The following is a 13,914-nucleotide window of genomic DNA, read 5'->3' as shown; positions in this document are numbered from 1 at the left end:
TGCATCGCGGCAAACAGGAATGAGAAATAAGGAGGCCAACATGGCTCTGGACACCGACAGCGGTATCGCAACTTACGACGCGCCGGAAAAAGACCTCTATGAAATGGGTGAAATCCCTCCGATGGGGTTTGTGCCTAAGAAAATGTATGCATGGGCAATCCGTAAGGAACGCCACGGGGAACCGGATACTGCGATGGTCCAGGAAGTCGTGGATGTACCAGAGCTGGACAGCCACGAGGTGTTGGTTCTGGTGATGGCGGCGGGCGTTAACTATAACGGCGTCTGGGCATCCCTGGGCAAGCCGATTTCGCCCTTCGACGGCCACAAGGCCCCGTATCATATCGCCGGTTCTGACGCTTCAGGGATCGTATGGGCCGTGGGTTCGAAAGTAACGCGCTGGAAAGTGGGCGACGAGGTTGTCATTCACTGCAACCAGGACGATGGCGACGACGAACATTGTAATGGTGGCGATCCGATGTATTCGGACAGCCAGCGGATCTGGGGTTATGAAACGCCGGATGGGTCTTTTGCACAGTTCACCAATGTTCAAGCCCAGCAGTTGATGCCGCGCCCCAAGCACCTGACCTGGGAAGAAAGCGCTTGCTATACTCTGACGCTGGCGACCGCGTATCGGATGCTGTTCGGGCACGAGCCGCATGATCTGAAGCCGGGCCAGAACGTTCTGGTCTGGGGTGCCTCGGGCGGCCTGGGCTCTTATGCGATCCAGCTGATCAATACCGCAGGCGCCAACGCGATCGGCGTGATCTCAGACGAAAGCAAGCGTGACTTTGTTATGGGGCTGGGCGCCAAGGGCGTGCTGAATCGTAAAGACTTTAACTGCTGGGGTCAGTTGCCCACAGTAAACACACCGGAATATGCGGACTGGTTCAAAGAGGCGCGCAAATTCGGCAAGGCGATCTGGGAAATCACCGGCAAAGGCAAGAATGTCGACATGGTGTTTGAACATCCCGGCGAAAGCACATTTCCGGTGTCGACCTTTGTCGTGAAAAAAGGTGGTATGGTTGTGATCTGCGCCGGTACCACCGGCTATAACCTGACTTTCGACGTTCGCTATATGTGGATGCATCAGAAACGCCTGCAAGGTTCGCATTTTGCGCATCTCAAGCAGGCTGCTGCCGCGAACCAACTGATGGTCGAACGCCGTCTGGATCCCTGCATGTCCGAAGTGTTCGCCTGGGGTGAATTGCCAGACGCGCATATGAAGATGATGCGGAATGAGCATAAACCAGGCAACATGTCGGTTCTGGTTCAGGCGCCGCAGACGGGCTTGCGCACGCTTGAAGAGGTTCTAGACGCAAAAGGCTGAGCCCCCAAAAAAAAGAATATTAGCACCCGCGAATCGCATCGAGCGAGCGCGGGTGTATCTATTTCGAGGCATAAGGAAATAATTACAGTGGGTTACAGAATCGTGACCCGCTAGTTTTGGGGAGTAGAAACCAGTGAATAGGCTTAAAATCATCTCACATGTTATGGTTGTGTTAACCCTTCGTTAACCGTTTCGGAGAGACTTTAGATGGCGCATAATGAGTGGATACTGGACGTTTTGTCGGACCTCAACGCCTTCGCTGTTGAAAACGGTTTGACCGCACTAGCCGAGCAGCTTGATGATACCAAGTTGATCGCAGCGGCCGAGATTGCGTCCATGCAGGATAAGGCACAGGCGCCCGCGAATGGGAACACAACTCGACATGAGTCAGGTCCTAGAGGACTTGGAAAGCACCAACACGCTTGACGAGTTGGGCGATGTAGCCGTTCGATTGCGCGACCGGCTGCAGGTTGAACATCTTATCTATCATTGGGTTGATGGTGCCGGGGATCAATACGGCTATACAACTTACCCGGACGCTTGGGCCGAGCGATACCGTGAGCGGAGTTATCACCGCATAGATCCGGTGATCCTGGGGTGTTTCCAACGGTTCCACCCGGTTGACTGGAAATTGCTGGACTGGTCTGGAAAAGTGGCGAAAGCCTTTTTGCAAGATGCCCTTGAACATGGAGTTGGCAATCAGGGTTATTCGATCCCCATCCGGGGGCCGAACGGCCAGTTTGCCTTATTCACAGTGAATCACTCATGTGATGATGAGAAATGGAAGTCCTTCATCGAGGCCCATGGCCGCGAGCTGATTTTGATCGCGCATTACTTTAACCGAAAGGCTCTGGAGTTCGAAACCGACAGGCAGCCGGATACGACCCGGGGCCTGTCGCCTCGTGAGACGGATGCCATGACCTTGCTGGCGCTTGGATACAGCCGGGCACAAGTCGCGCACTCGCTGTCAATCTCGGAACATACGCTGCGTGTCTATATTGAAAGTGCGCGTGCCAAGCTTGGGGCGCAGAACACAACCCATGCCATCGCAACAGCACTCAGCCGTGGATTAATAGTGGTTTAACAAGCGCGCGCGCCAAAAACGGGAAATTAACCACGACTTTGTACCCCCTTCGTTCCTGCACAGGACGACAAGGGGAAAAGTCATGTTGCGCTATTTGTTTGCCGACGAACTACATAAGTTTCCGAATTTGGCCCAAGGGATGTTCCGGGATCGAGCGGATCAGTTCAAAACACGGCTGGGCTGGGATGTTCACGTGGACGAAAAAGGAGAAGAGCGGGATCAGTATGATGACCTGAATCCACTCTATGTCATCTGGGAAGAAGAGGATGGCAGCCATGGGGGCTCGATGCGGGTTTTGCCGACGACAGGACCTGTCATGGTGAATGAGGTGTTTGGGCATCTGACAGGAGGTAAGCCTGTCCACAGCCCGCTGATCTGGGAGGTGACGCGGTTCTGCCTGTCACGAACGGCCAGTGCCCATACTGCCGGTGCCATCATGCTGAGCGGCGGCGAAATCATGGAAGGGTTCGGACTGACCCATATTGCAGGCGTCTTTGATGCGCGCATGATTCGGATCTACCGTCTGATCGGATCGTCTCCAGTCGTTCTGGGGTCACAAGGGAAAGGGCGTGATCAGATTTCGGTTGGGCTTTGGCCCTATTCGGCCGAGGATTGCAATCGGGTGGCTGAACGGGCGGGCATCCCACGTGAGCTGTCCAGGATGTGGTTCAAAGCCGCGTTTGGCACTGTCCGGCAACACCGGTTTGCCCTGTCCGCCTGACGGGGTCTGAAAGCCAATTCCATATCTGGCGATAGCTGGCGTGGCCCTGTAGGGTCGCGCCATGTCTATACCCACAGTAACCTTTTCTGACGATCAAGCCGCCGCCTATGACAGCATTTCCGAGATGCTGAAATCTGCTGGTGTGGACCTGGATGATGATGCCCTGCTGAAAATGCCCGGCAATGGCGAATCCGGGGTGATGGCCGTGATCGGCAAGGCAGGTTCAGGGAAAACGCTACTGCTGGCAGAGCTTTACAAAGCATTGGCTGACGCGGGTCTTCAGATTGTTTCCGGTGATTTCGAAAGCCGCAAAGCGCGCGAGAAACGCAGCTTGGCCATTCTTGCGCCAACGAACAAGGCCGCTAGTGTTTTGCGCCTGCGGGGTGTGCCTGCGACCACGATCCACCGCATCCTCTATACGCCGGTATATGACCCGGAATATGAACGCATTGCCGAATGGCTGGCGGGCAACGATGAACGCCCCGAGGTTGAAGGGCTGACTGACGAAGCCCTGGACCGGGCGGCCGCTTTTTATCAGAACAACAAGTCGATCCCCGGCGCGCTGGCCGCTGCGGGCCTTCGTGGGTCCGACTTTATCACCGGCTGGAAGCGTCGGGAGGAGCCGCTGGACATAGGCTTTGTAGATGAGGCCTCAATGCTGGATGACCGGCAGTTCGAAGACCTGAAAGAGATCTTTCCGACCCTGTTGCTTTTTGGCGATCCGGCGCAGCTCGCCCCGGTCAATCAGTCCGGCAGCATGGTATTTGAGACGCTGCCCGAGCCGCGAAAGCAGGTATTGCACAGGGTCCACAGGCAGACGGCAGACAACCCGATCCTGGACCTCGCGCATGCGCTGGCCGACCCTCAGATGGGGTTTGAGGATTTTGAACGGCTCGTCGAACAGACCGCCCGACAGGATGACCGTGTTGTTTGGGGGCAGCGTGTTGAAGTTGACCTGATGGCCCGCAGCCCGGTTCTGGTCTGGCGAAATGCCACCCGAATTCGCTTGATTCAGGCCTTCCGCAATGTTCACGCGGCACCCGACACCGAGCTTCTGGCGGGAGAGCCGCTGATTTGCGATGGAATCGAACTGCCGCTGAAGCACCGCAAGAAAAGGCTGGATCTTGAGGCGCGCGGGCTAATCAAGGGTGCTCAGGTCATCTATCTGGGGCCAGGACGAAAACCGGGGTTTTCGCGCCTGCATGTGATGGGGGCCGAGGATCCTCAGGTCAGTGCAGCGTCGATTGTCAAAATCGAAATGCCTGATGAGGAAGAACCGTTTATTCCATTTGCAGCGCGTATGGGGGCAACCTTTTTGCATGGCGCAGCAGTGACCATTCACAAGGCGCAGGGGTCGCAGTGGGACACGGTACAGGTGTTTGCGCCGGATATATATGCGGCTGCCCGGATGGGGCGAACCGAGGCTGGGCAACCTTTGTGGAAACGTCTGGCTTATGTTGCGATCACGCGGGCGCAAGAAAGGTTGATTTGGGTGGTGCGCAACAGGCTGGCCAAGCCCACTTATCCGCTGCGCGTGGATGATTTGCGCGCGGCTCCGGCGGCGACGCTGACCCTGGAGGCGGAAGAGATATGAAATCCATCATCATCACAGGCGCCAGTTCAGGCATCGGACGGGCAACTGCCGAGCTGTTTTTGGCCGAGGGCTGGGCGGTTGGGCTGCTGGCGCGCAGCGCGGATGTGCTGAACGAATTGGCTGAAAGGCACAAGAATGCGATCCCCCTGGTGACCGATGTTACCGACCCCACCGCTGTTTCGGGTGCTTTCGAGACATTCCAGAATGAGGCGGGACGTCTTGACGTATTATTCAATAATGCCGGAATCTTTGCCCCCGGCGGCACGATAGACGAAATCCAGTTGGAGGATTGGTACCAGAGCGTCAGCGTGAACCTGAACGGGATGTTCCTAAGCGCGCGCGAAGCCTTTCGCATTATGCGGCATCAGGCCCCTCAAGGGGGAAGGATCATCAATAACGGTTCGATCGCCGCGCATGTACCGCGTCCGAATTCGGTCCATTACACCGCTACGAAACACGCGATAACAGGCCTGACACGCAGCCTATCACTGGACGGGCGCGCCTTTGGTATCGCATGTGGTCAAATCGATATTGGCAACGCGCGAACACAGATGGTGCAAAACCTGGTTGAAAACGCCATCGCGGGAGGGCAGCAGCCCGACCCGACGATGGCTGTTGACGATGCCGCACGTTCTGTACTGCACATGGCGTCTTTGCCTGCAGAGGCAAACGTCCAGTTCATGACCGTCATGGCCACTACGATGCCCTATATCGGGCGTGGATAGGGCTTTAGTTCTCGCGCAATAGTCGGAAGGCTGTGGACGCTCCCCAACCCGCCGCGATGGCAATGACCAAAGACATCAGGCCATACCAGACCGGCTGCTGACGGGACATGTTGTAGAGGAACCGTTCCAGCCCGACCTTCCGCACGTCGATTGTGGTCTCGAACTGGGAAACAACCTCTCGGCCGCGGGTCAGGTATATGCGCGCGAAATAGGCGCCTTCGGTCAAATCGGCTGGCATGTCGATTGAGGTTCGGAACAATGTCTGCTCGTCCACCGCAACCGTATTTTCGCGGATAGAATACAGGCCCTCATCCTCACGGATGCGAACGACGGCCTCGGCAAAATTCTGCGCGCCCCGGATATTCATCGCGGCACCCACTGACCGAATGGCCCGTTCAATCGAGATCCTGTACCGCAGGTCTTCTGTATCTGACAGGATTTCTGTAAGCGGAGCGCTGGTGGCAACCGCATAAAAACTGGGCGCAAGGTCGACCAGGACGCTGTCGGTGTTGACCCAGATACCCAGCCTGCGTTCTTTTCGCCGGACCGTCACCGGGCTAGAGGGGCCTGCAACGGCCACGATAACTTGAAGCGGTGGGCCGGAAGGGATCGGTGTTTCACGTTTTACGGCACCGAAAATAAGAATTTCCGAGCCATCGAAGTTCGCCGTGATTGCAACCCGGTCCTGACTTAGACCAAGTACAACCTGCTCTTCCTCGGCCATAGCCGGGGTGACACAAAACGCAAGCAGCAGGATCAACCGTCGGAGCATGATCAGTGCCCTCCTGCGACGCCAAGCGAATACAGCTCGGAGGGTTCCAGAAGCAGATCCAGCGCCAGTTTGCCACAAACCACCAAGACCAGTGCAGCCAGCAATACGCGCAGCTGCTCGGCAGGCATTCGTGCGCCGATCACCGTTCCGATCTGCGCCCCGATCACGCCGCCGACCAGCAACAACACAGCCAGAACAATGTCGACTGTGTAGTTGGTTGTCGCGTGCAGCATCGTGGTGAACGCTGTTACGAAAATAATCTGGAACAGGGAGGTGCCGACAACGACTTTGGTGGGCATTCCCAGCAGGTAAATCATGGCAGGAACCATGATAAAGCCGCCTCCGACACCCATGATCGCAGAAAGGATACCTACGCTAAGCCCGACCAGGACGGGGGGGATGACCGAGATATAGAGGCCCGATGTACGGAACCGCATTTTGAACGGCATCGCGTGAATCCAGCCGCGCTGACGACGTGCAACAGGGGCGGCGGTGCCCTTTTTGGATTTACGCAGCGCGTTCAGGCTTTCGATGAACATCAAGCTGCCGACGACGCCCAGAAAGACCACGTAACACAGGGTTACGAGCAAATCGACTTGTCCGAGGCTTTTGAGATAGTTGAAGATCACCACCCCGAACGCAGCACCGATCAGTCCCCCGACCAGCAATACCGTGCCCATCTTCAGGTCGACCGTCTTTCGGCGGAAATGGGCCAGAACCCCAGAAAAGGACGAGGCGACAATCTGGTTCGCTTCGGTGGCTACGGCAACTGCTGGTGGGATGCCAATGAAAAACAACAGCGGAGTCATCAGAAACCCGCCGCCGACCCCGAACATCCCTGACAGGATGCCGACCATGCCGCCCAACCCAAGCAGCAGAAAGGCGTTTACGGAAACTTCAGCGATAGGAAGGTAAATTTGCATGAGGTACTAGTAATTAGGGCCAGCTGCGTCGCGCAATGTGACACATTCGACTTCTGGAATTTGTGAAAGGGTTCGTATCTGACGCGCAGAATCACGCCCTTGGCGAGGCAGGGTAGAGCAGGGCTGGCGGCTTGGACCAGTCTGAAACTGTGCATCCGCAGAAGGCGTTTTGACAGGGAGTATCCCCTTAGACCAAGCGCAAGACCTAGCATCCGGCACCCCGGCGAGAAACTCTCTCAAATCAGCTGTCACTGGAAACACATCCATGCCCCTTTAGAGCCGTTGCGGCATGTAAAATCAACTCTACATGCCGCCATGCAGCGAACAGGACTGACGTGTGTTTCAAACTGGACCTATTACCGCTCTTTTACATAGGGTTCGCCACCGGCTTTCGGTGGAACGGCCTTGCCGACAAAGCCGGCCAAAATGACGACGGTCAGGATATATGGCAGCGCATCCATGACCTGCACAGGAATCACCACGCCACCCAGGTCAATATTCTGGAACCGCAACGCAACCGCTTGCAACAGTCCGAACAGCAGGCAAGCCCACATCGCGTGCCATGGCCGCCATTTTGCAAAGATCAGCGCCGCCAGCGCGATGAACCCGCGACCGGCAGTCATTTCCTTGACGAATCCAGCTTGCAGGGCCGTGGCCAGATAGGCACCGGCAATGCCGCAAAGCACGCCACAGATCGCGACGGCCGCAAAACGCAGCCCAACGACAGAAACCCCGGCCGTATCCACAGCGGCTGGGTTTTCACCCACCGCGCGCAGGCGCAGGCCAAAGCGGGTGCGGTACAAAACCCACCAGGTTGTCGGGACCAGAAGGAAAGACACATAGACCAGGATCGAATGGCCGGACAGCAGCTCGGAATAGATTGGCCCAAGAAATGGGACATCACTCACAGCATCCGCAAAAGGGAAGGTGATCGGTTCAAAGCGCCCTCCGCCGAACAGCGAGGGGGTACGTCCGCCCTGTTTGAACCAGCTTTGCGCGATCAGGACCGTCAGCCCCGAGGCCAGAAAGTTGATGGCGACGCCTGAAATCAGCTGGTTGCCCCGAAAGGTGATCGAGGCCACCCCATGCAGGGCGGACAGAACAAGAGAGGCCGCGATCCCGGCCAGCAATCCCAGCCAGACCGATCCAGTCACGGCGGCGACGGCGGCAGAAAAGAAGGCCGCGATCAGCATCTTGCCCTCAAGCCCGATGTCGAAAATACCGGCGCGTTCGGAATACAGACCGGCCAGACATGCCAGCAACAGCGGCGTGGCCAGGCGGACGGTCGAATCGAGGACCTGGATGAGGGTAACGAAAGTATCCATCGTTTAGCCCTCCTTCCGCATGGCAAGGAACAGCTTTTCCAGCGGCATGCGGACCATGTTGTCCAGCGCGCCGGTGAACAGGATCACCAGGGCCTGAATGACCACGATAAGCTCGCGCGGGATCGACGTCCACAGCGCCAGCTCGGCCCCGCCCTGATAGAGGAAACCAAACAGCAGCGCCGCAAGGAACACGCCAAACGGATGGGACCGGCCCATCAGCGCCACGGCGATACCGATAAAGCCAGCGCCCTCGGTCGAGTTCAGAACCAGCCGCTCTGCCTCACCCATCACGTTGTTCGTGGCCATCAGACCAGCCAGCGCGCCCGAGATCAGCATGGCGATGATGGTGATCCGAACCGGAGAAATACCGGCATAGACGGCACCGGTTTCCGAATGCCCATAGGCGCGGATCTCATAACCCAGCCGGGTGCGCCAGATCAGCGCCCAAACGATCACACAGGCCAGGACTGCAACAAAGAATGAGATATTGGCAGGTGCGCCACGGAAGACGACGTTTTCAGCGGTCGAGAACATCGACTGGAACGTCGGCAGGTGTACCGCCTCGGGGAAACGCGCAGTCGCCGGGTCTTGCGAGCCCTGCGGGCGCATGACGTTGACCAGCATATAGTTCAGCAAGGCCGCAGCGATAAAGTTGAACATGATCGTGGTGATCACGATATGGCTGCCGCGTTTGGCCTGCAGATAGGCCGGTATGGCGGCCCAAGCGGCCCCGAACACCATCGATGCGGCACAGGCGGCCAGCAAGGCGATGCTCCAATGCGGCCAGTCGATGTAAAGGCACACCACGGCCACGCCAAGCCCGCCCAGCATCGCCTGACCTTCGCCACCGATATTGAACAGCCGGGCGTGAAAGGCGACCGCCACGGCCAGTCCGGTGAACATGAAATTCGTGGCGTAATACAGCGTATAGCCCCAGCCATAGGTCGATCCCAGCGCGCCGGTGACCATCAGGTTCACCGCTTCGATCGGGTTTTCACCAATGGCGAGGATGACCAGCGCCGACAGGATTGCGGCCAGAAGCAGACTGATCACCGGGATCAGAACGACATCGGCCCATTTGGGCATTTTTTCCATGTTACGCTGCCTCTCCCGCAACACCGGCCATCAACAGGCCAAGTTCTTTTTCATCAGTTTCATGGGGCAGGCGTTCGCCCATGATATGTCCGTCAAACATGACCGCGATTCGATCCGACAGCGAGAATATCTCTTCCAGCTCGACCGAGACCAGCAGGATCGCCTTGCCCTGGTCGCGCAGATCGACGATCTGTTTGTGAATGAATTCGATCGCCCCGATATCCACGCCTCGGGTCGGCTGACCAACCAACAGCAGGTCTGGGTTACGTTCGATTTCACGCGCGACGACGATCTTCTGCTGATTGCCGCCCGAAAAGCTTTTAGCCGACAGCCAGGGGTTCGGCGGGCGCACATCGAATTTTTCGATCTTGGCTTCGGTATCGGCGCGCAGCGCCGCATTATCCATGAAGATGCCGCGTTGATAGGCCGGGTCACGGTGATATCCGAAGGCCACGTTCTCCCAGGCGTGGAAATCCATGATCAGGCCTTCGCGCTGGCGGTCTTCGGGCACATGCGCAATGTGCTGCGCGCGCCGCGCCTGGCCATCTGACCCCGCCCCGCTGAGCGCAAGCGGCGTACCGTTCAGTTTGATCTGGCCCTGGCCCGGGCGCATCCCGCCCAGAACCTCTAGCAGTTCGGATTGGCCATTGCCGGCGACGCCTGCGATGCCCACGATCTCACCAGCGCGCACGTTCAAGTCGATGCCTTTGACACGCTCGACGCCCGCGCTGTCGAAAACACGCAGGTTTTCAATCTCGAGGATGGGCTTACCGGGCTGCGCCGGAACCTTGTCGACCTGCAGCAGAACCTTGCGGCCCACCATCAGCTCGGCCAGTTCTTCGGGGCTGGTCTCGGCGGTTTTCACGGTGGCCGTCATTTGCCCGCGGCGCATGACCGACACGGTGTCGGTGTTTTCCATGATCTCGCGCAGTTTGTGGGTGATCACGATGATCGTCTTCCCCTCGGCCCGCAGCCGGTCGAGGATGCGGAACAACTGATCCGCCTCGGATGGGGTCAGCACGCCGGTTGGTTCGTCCAGAATCAGGATCTCGGCCTTGCGATACAGCGCCTTGAGAATCTCAACCCTTTGCTGCATCCCCACACCGATCTCGTCGATACGCTTGTCGGGGTCAACGAACAGTTCGTATTCTTCTTCCAGCTCTTTCAACTCTTTGCGGGCTTTAGTCAGGGACGGGGCCAACAGCCTTCCATCCTCGGCGCCCAGCACGATGTTTTCCAGAACGGTAAAATTCTCGACCAGTTTGAAATGCTGAAACACCATCCCGATGCCCGAGGCGATCGCGGCCTGGCTGTCAGGGATTTCGGTCTTTTGACCGTTGATCCAAATCTCACCTTTGTCGGCTTTGTAAAAGCCGTAGAGAATGCTCATCAGCGTGGATTTGCCCGCACCGTTTTCACCGATGATCCCATGGATCGTACCGGGGGCGACGCTGATGGAAATGTCTTTGTTGGCCTGAACCGGCCCAAAGGATTTGGATATCCCTTTGAGCTCAATGGCGGGGACGGTCATGTCTTGTCCTCAGTTGCCGAAAGGACTGCCCGGTCATCCCGGTGCAGCAAAGTGGAATCGGGCCGGGAGCATCACCCCCGACCCGCGCGATATCAGAACTGCAGTGCTGGGCAGCTGTCGTTCTCGTAATAGCTGACAACTGAAACATTGCCGTCGATGATGTCCTGACGGGCTTTGTCGACTGCTGCTTTCATATCATCCGAAACCAGCGGAGCGTTGTTGTCGTCGATCGCATAGCCAACGCCGTCTTCGGCCAGACCCATGATATATACGCCGGTCTCAACGTTCTCGCCTGCGCTCATCGCCTCATAAACAGCGACGTCCACGCGCTTTAGCATCGAGGTCAGAACTTTGCCCGGGTGCAGGTGGTTCTGGTTGCTGTCGACACCGATTGACAGGATGCCTTCGTCAGCAGCGGTTTGCAGAACACCAACACCGGTGCCGCCAGCTGCGGCATAGACCACGTCGGCACCCTGGCTGATTTGTGCCTTTGTCAGTTCCGAGCCCTTAACCGGGTCGTTCCATGCCGCAGGCGTTGTGCCGGTCATGTTGGCAACCACGTTGATATCGGGGTTCACCGCCTTGGCACCCTGAGCATAGCCGCAGCCAAAGTGACGGATCAGCGGAACATCCATGCCGCCGATGAAGCCAACGGTTCCGGATTCGGACGCCATCGCAGCCATCATACCAACCAGATACGAGCCTTCGTGTTCAGCGAAACCAACCTGACGCAGGTTGGGCGCGTCCAGCCAGGTTACGTCGACAACAACGAATTTCGTGTCCGGATAGTCGGCAACAACCGCGCTGAGCGGGTCAGCCATACCGAAACCCATGGTGATGATCGGGTTCGAGCCTGCTTCGGCAAAGCGGCGCAGGGCCTGTTCGCGCTGCGCTTCGGACTGCATTTCGATCTCGCGGTAGGTGCCGCCCGTTTCTTCCGCCCAGCGTGAGGCGCCGTTGTGCGCGGCTTCGTTGAACGATTTGTCGAACTTGCCGCCCAGATCAAAGATCAGTGCCGGTTCGGCCAGTGCGGCACCCGCTGTCAGTGCAACCGCCGCTGCGGCGCCCATCAAGGATTTCATCAGGGTCATTTGTTACTCCCGTTTGTTTTTTTCGGTCGGAGCCAAGATAGCCCCGTTTACCCACTGTTAGCGAGCATAACCGTTGTGATGGCGGGAATTAAGGCCGTTTGCAACCGCCGCGGTCAACAGATTTTTGACCATTTGGTCCAAGAAAATTCGCGGCCTGTCTCAGGTTAAATTGCATTCCATGACGATGGCATCAATTTTCTGATTATTTTCAACCGTATAGTAATTCTTGCGCGTGCCGCACACACGATACCCGCAATGCTTGTAAAGTGTAATCGCGGGCTGGTTGGCGATGGAAACATCCAGAATCGCCCGGATAGCGCCCAGTTTTTTGGCAGCCGCGTGCCATTCGACCATACGTTTCCTAGCCAGTCCCTGCCGCTGAACTGTGGGATGGGTGGCAATCGTCAGCAGTTCGGCTTCGTCTGCAATTACCTGGAAAAGGGCAAAGGACTGGGCATCACCTACGATATGGGTAAAGCGATTCTGCAGCAGCTCTGCAAACTCTGTGGCGGTCCAGGGGCGCGATTGTGTGAATGCTGCGGCGTGAGTATTTGCCAGTTCTTCGGGAGTCATCCGTCCAGCAACATCGGAGGTTGGTCCTTGGAGGGCGCCGCATCAGCGGGGCGTATGTAAAGAGGGGCGGGAGCCTCGGTCTTGGTCAACCTTCTTTGTGCAGCCACTCGGGCAATAGCGCAGACCTGAGCCTCGGGGTTGTCGTTGAACGTCAGTGTGCCCAGCGATTTTGCCTGATCAAGCTGGATCAGTGCCGGTTCCATATCAGGCCGCGAAACATAGACCTGATCTCTGGGCGCTCGGATCGCTGGCAACGCATCGCTGTCCAGGACAGCAAGCGCGTCAAAGCCCGATACGCCAATGGCCGGTATCCCCAGACCTAAGGCCAGACCCCGCGCGGCCGAGACCGAGATGCGTATTCCGGTGAAATTACCGGGGCCTATTCCAACGCCGATCGCTGACAGGTCGCGCCATGAGCATTGTTCTGATGACAGCACCTCTTCGAGCAGCGGCATCAGACGTTCGGCTTGTCCCCGCGACATGGGCTCGACACAAGACGCCACAATCCGGTCACCGCGCAACAAAGCGGCCGCGCAATGCGCGGCCGATGTGTCAAACGCCAGAATGAGTGGTTCAGACGGCAACAGGGCGCACCTCGGTCACTTCGGGAATGTAGTGACGCAGCAGGTTTTCGATCCCCATCTTCAACGTCAGGGTCGAGGATGGGCAGCCTGCGCAGGCCCCTTGCATGTGCAGGTAGACAACGCCGCGGTCAAAGCCGTGGAACGTGATGTCGCCGCCGTCCTGTGCAACAGCAGGGCGCACCCGGCTGTCCAGCAGGTCTTTAATCTGATTGACCACTTCGGCGTCCTCGCCGCTGTGTTCAGCATGGCCCGAGCCCGCATTGGCATCCGCACCCATGATCGGCTGGCCGGACTGGTAATGCTCCATCACCGCGCCCAGAATGGCGGGTTTGATGTGATCCCACTGGACGTCGTCCGCTTTGGTCACGGTTACGAAGTCATTGCCGAAAAACACTCCGGTCACGCCACTTACAGCGAAAATGCGGTTGGCCAGCGGCGATTTCTCTGCAGCCTCAGCCGATGGGAAATCTGCAGTGCCCGCTTCCAGCACGGTCTGGCCGGGCAGGAATTTCAGGGTTGCAGGGTTCGGTGTGGATTCGGTCTGGATGAACATGGCGCGGCTCCGTATC

The 13,914-nt window shown here is 57.7% G+C and carries 14 protein-coding genes; 5 read left to right on the top strand and 9 right to left on the bottom strand.

The window, feature by feature from the left end; all coding sequences use genetic code 11:
* The first annotated feature begins 40 nt into the window (after positions 1 to 40).
* The 5 genes from ccrA to AC2FH6_RS06315 all read left to right on the top strand — a co-directional run bounded on the left by ccrA (position 41) and on the right by AC2FH6_RS06315 (position 5,451).
* On the top strand, positions 41 to 1,327 hold the full coding sequence (gene ccrA, locus AC2FH6_RS06335) for a crotonyl-CoA carboxylase/reductase (RefSeq protein WP_142635517.1): 1,287 nt from the start codon (positions 41 to 43) through the stop codon (positions 1,325 to 1,327).
* Positions 1,328 to 1,691: 364 nt separating this feature from the next.
* A complete protein-coding gene (locus AC2FH6_RS06330; protein WP_496701739.1) occupies positions 1,692 to 2,411 on the top strand; it encodes a helix-turn-helix transcriptional regulator in 720 nt (239 codons plus the stop codon).
* 82 nt (positions 2,412 to 2,493) lie between these two features.
* Positions 2,494 to 3,132, top strand: coding sequence for an acyl-homoserine-lactone synthase (locus tag AC2FH6_RS06325; RefSeq protein WP_282021634.1), 639 nt, complete (start codon positions 2,494 to 2,496; stop codon positions 3,130 to 3,132).
* A 61-nt stretch (positions 3,133 to 3,193) separates the two neighbouring features.
* Positions 3,194 to 4,726: an ATP-dependent DNA helicase gene (locus AC2FH6_RS06320; protein ID WP_142635525.1), complete on the top strand. Its 1,533-nt coding sequence runs from the start codon at positions 3,194 to 3,196 to the stop codon at positions 4,724 to 4,726.
* Entirely contained in the window at positions 4,723 to 5,451 is a 729-nt protein-coding gene (locus AC2FH6_RS06315) for an SDR family oxidoreductase (protein ID WP_282021633.1), read from the top strand. The genes AC2FH6_RS06320 and AC2FH6_RS06315 overlap by 4 nt, the downstream gene beginning before the upstream one ends.
* A gap of 4 nt (positions 5,452 to 5,455) precedes the next feature.
* Here the strand turns inward: AC2FH6_RS06315 and AC2FH6_RS06310 are convergent, their stop codons facing one another.
* The 9 genes from AC2FH6_RS06310 to AC2FH6_RS06270 form a co-directional block, all read right to left on the bottom strand.
* Entirely contained in the window at positions 5,456 to 6,223 is a 768-nt protein-coding gene (locus AC2FH6_RS06310) for a TIGR02186 family protein (protein WP_282021632.1), read from the bottom strand.
* Positions 6,224 to 6,225: 2 nt separating this feature from the next.
* Positions 6,226 to 7,146, bottom strand: a complete 921-nt coding sequence (locus AC2FH6_RS06305) for a sulfite exporter TauE/SafE family protein (RefSeq protein WP_142635531.1) — start codon at positions 7,144 to 7,146, stop codon at positions 6,226 to 6,228.
* A 356-nt stretch (positions 7,147 to 7,502) separates the two neighbouring features.
* Positions 7,503 to 8,471: an ABC transporter permease gene (locus tag AC2FH6_RS06300; RefSeq protein WP_142635533.1), complete on the bottom strand. Its 969-nt coding sequence runs from the start codon at positions 8,469 to 8,471 to the stop codon at positions 7,503 to 7,505.
* A 3-nt stretch (positions 8,472 to 8,474) separates the two neighbouring features.
* The gene (locus AC2FH6_RS06295; RefSeq protein ID WP_142635535.1) at positions 8,475 to 9,566 is read right to left on the bottom strand and encodes an ABC transporter permease; all 1,092 of its coding nucleotides are present in this window, start codon (positions 9,564 to 9,566) and stop codon (positions 8,475 to 8,477) included.
* Position 9,567: 1 nt separating this feature from the next.
* The gene (locus tag AC2FH6_RS06290) at positions 9,568 to 11,097 is read right to left on the bottom strand and encodes an ABC transporter ATP-binding protein (protein ID WP_496701737.1); all 1,530 of its coding nucleotides are present in this window, start codon (positions 11,095 to 11,097) and stop codon (positions 9,568 to 9,570) included.
* 92 nt (positions 11,098 to 11,189) lie between these two features.
* The gene (locus AC2FH6_RS06285) at positions 11,190 to 12,188 is read right to left on the bottom strand and encodes a BMP family lipoprotein (RefSeq protein ID WP_142635539.1); all 999 of its coding nucleotides are present in this window, start codon (positions 12,186 to 12,188) and stop codon (positions 11,190 to 11,192) included.
* 159 nt (positions 12,189 to 12,347) lie between these two features.
* Positions 12,348 to 12,761, bottom strand: a complete 414-nt coding sequence (locus AC2FH6_RS06280; RefSeq protein ID WP_282021630.1) for a GNAT family N-acetyltransferase — start codon at positions 12,759 to 12,761, stop codon at positions 12,348 to 12,350.
* Complete coding sequence (gene tsaB / locus AC2FH6_RS06275; RefSeq protein WP_496700869.1) at positions 12,758 to 13,345, bottom strand: tRNA (adenosine(37)-N6)-threonylcarbamoyltransferase complex dimerization subunit type 1 TsaB; 588 nt, start codon at positions 13,343 to 13,345, stop codon at positions 12,758 to 12,760. Before tsaB ends, AC2FH6_RS06280 begins: the two co-directional genes overlap by 4 nt.
* Positions 13,335 to 13,898: a NifU family protein gene (locus tag AC2FH6_RS06270; protein WP_271948391.1), complete on the bottom strand. Its 564-nt coding sequence runs from the start codon at positions 13,896 to 13,898 to the stop codon at positions 13,335 to 13,337. The genes tsaB and AC2FH6_RS06270 overlap by 11 nt, the downstream gene beginning before the upstream one ends.
* Positions 13,899 to 13,914: the final 16 nt, after the last annotated feature.

The organism is Ruegeria sp. CDSC045, from assembly GCF_059610725.1.
Note: the sequence above shows the minus strand (reverse complement) of the source record. Positions and strands in the feature narration are given on the sequence as shown.

What these genes read in the sequence shown, in the direction of transcription:
- AC2FH6_RS06320 (WP_142635525.1), top strand. Translation starts at nt 3,194, where the DNA reads ATGTCTATACCCACAGTAACCTTTTCTGACGATCAAGCCGCCGCCTAT.
- AC2FH6_RS06330 (WP_496701739.1), top strand. Translation starts at nt 1,692, where the DNA reads ATGGGAACACAACTCGACATGAGTCAGGTCCTAGAGGACTTGGAAAGC.
- AC2FH6_RS06325 (WP_282021634.1), top strand. Translation starts at nt 2,494, where the DNA reads ATGTTGCGCTATTTGTTTGCCGACGAACTACATAAGTTTCCGAATTTG.
- AC2FH6_RS06270 (WP_271948391.1), bottom strand. Translation starts at nt 13,898, where the DNA reads ATGTTCATCCAGACCGAATCCACACCGAACCCTGCAACCCTGAAATTC.
- AC2FH6_RS06280 (WP_282021630.1), bottom strand. Translation starts at nt 12,761, where the DNA reads ATGACTCCCGAAGAACTGGCAAATACTCACGCCGCAGCATTCACACAA.
- AC2FH6_RS06315 (WP_282021633.1), top strand. Translation starts at nt 4,723, where the DNA reads ATGAAATCCATCATCATCACAGGCGCCAGTTCAGGCATCGGACGGGCA.
- AC2FH6_RS06310 (WP_282021632.1), bottom strand. Translation starts at nt 6,223, where the DNA reads ATGCTCCGACGGTTGATCCTGCTGCTTGCGTTTTGTGTCACCCCGGCT.
- AC2FH6_RS06300 (WP_142635533.1), bottom strand. Translation starts at nt 8,471, where the DNA reads ATGGATACTTTCGTTACCCTCATCCAGGTCCTCGATTCGACCGTCCGC.
- AC2FH6_RS06285 (WP_142635539.1), bottom strand. Translation starts at nt 12,188, where the DNA reads ATGACCCTGATGAAATCCTTGATGGGCGCCGCAGCGGCGGTTGCACTG.
- AC2FH6_RS06290 (WP_496701737.1), bottom strand. Translation starts at nt 11,097, where the DNA reads ATGACCGTCCCCGCCATTGAGCTCAAAGGGATATCCAAATCCTTTGGG.
- AC2FH6_RS06295 (WP_142635535.1), bottom strand. Translation starts at nt 9,566, where the DNA reads ATGGAAAAAATGCCCAAATGGGCCGATGTCGTTCTGATCCCGGTGATC.
- ccrA (WP_142635517.1), top strand. Translation starts at nt 41, where the DNA reads ATGGCTCTGGACACCGACAGCGGTATCGCAACTTACGACGCGCCGGAA.
- AC2FH6_RS06305 (WP_142635531.1), bottom strand. Translation starts at nt 7,146, where the DNA reads ATGCAAATTTACCTTCCTATCGCTGAAGTTTCCGTAAACGCCTTTCTG.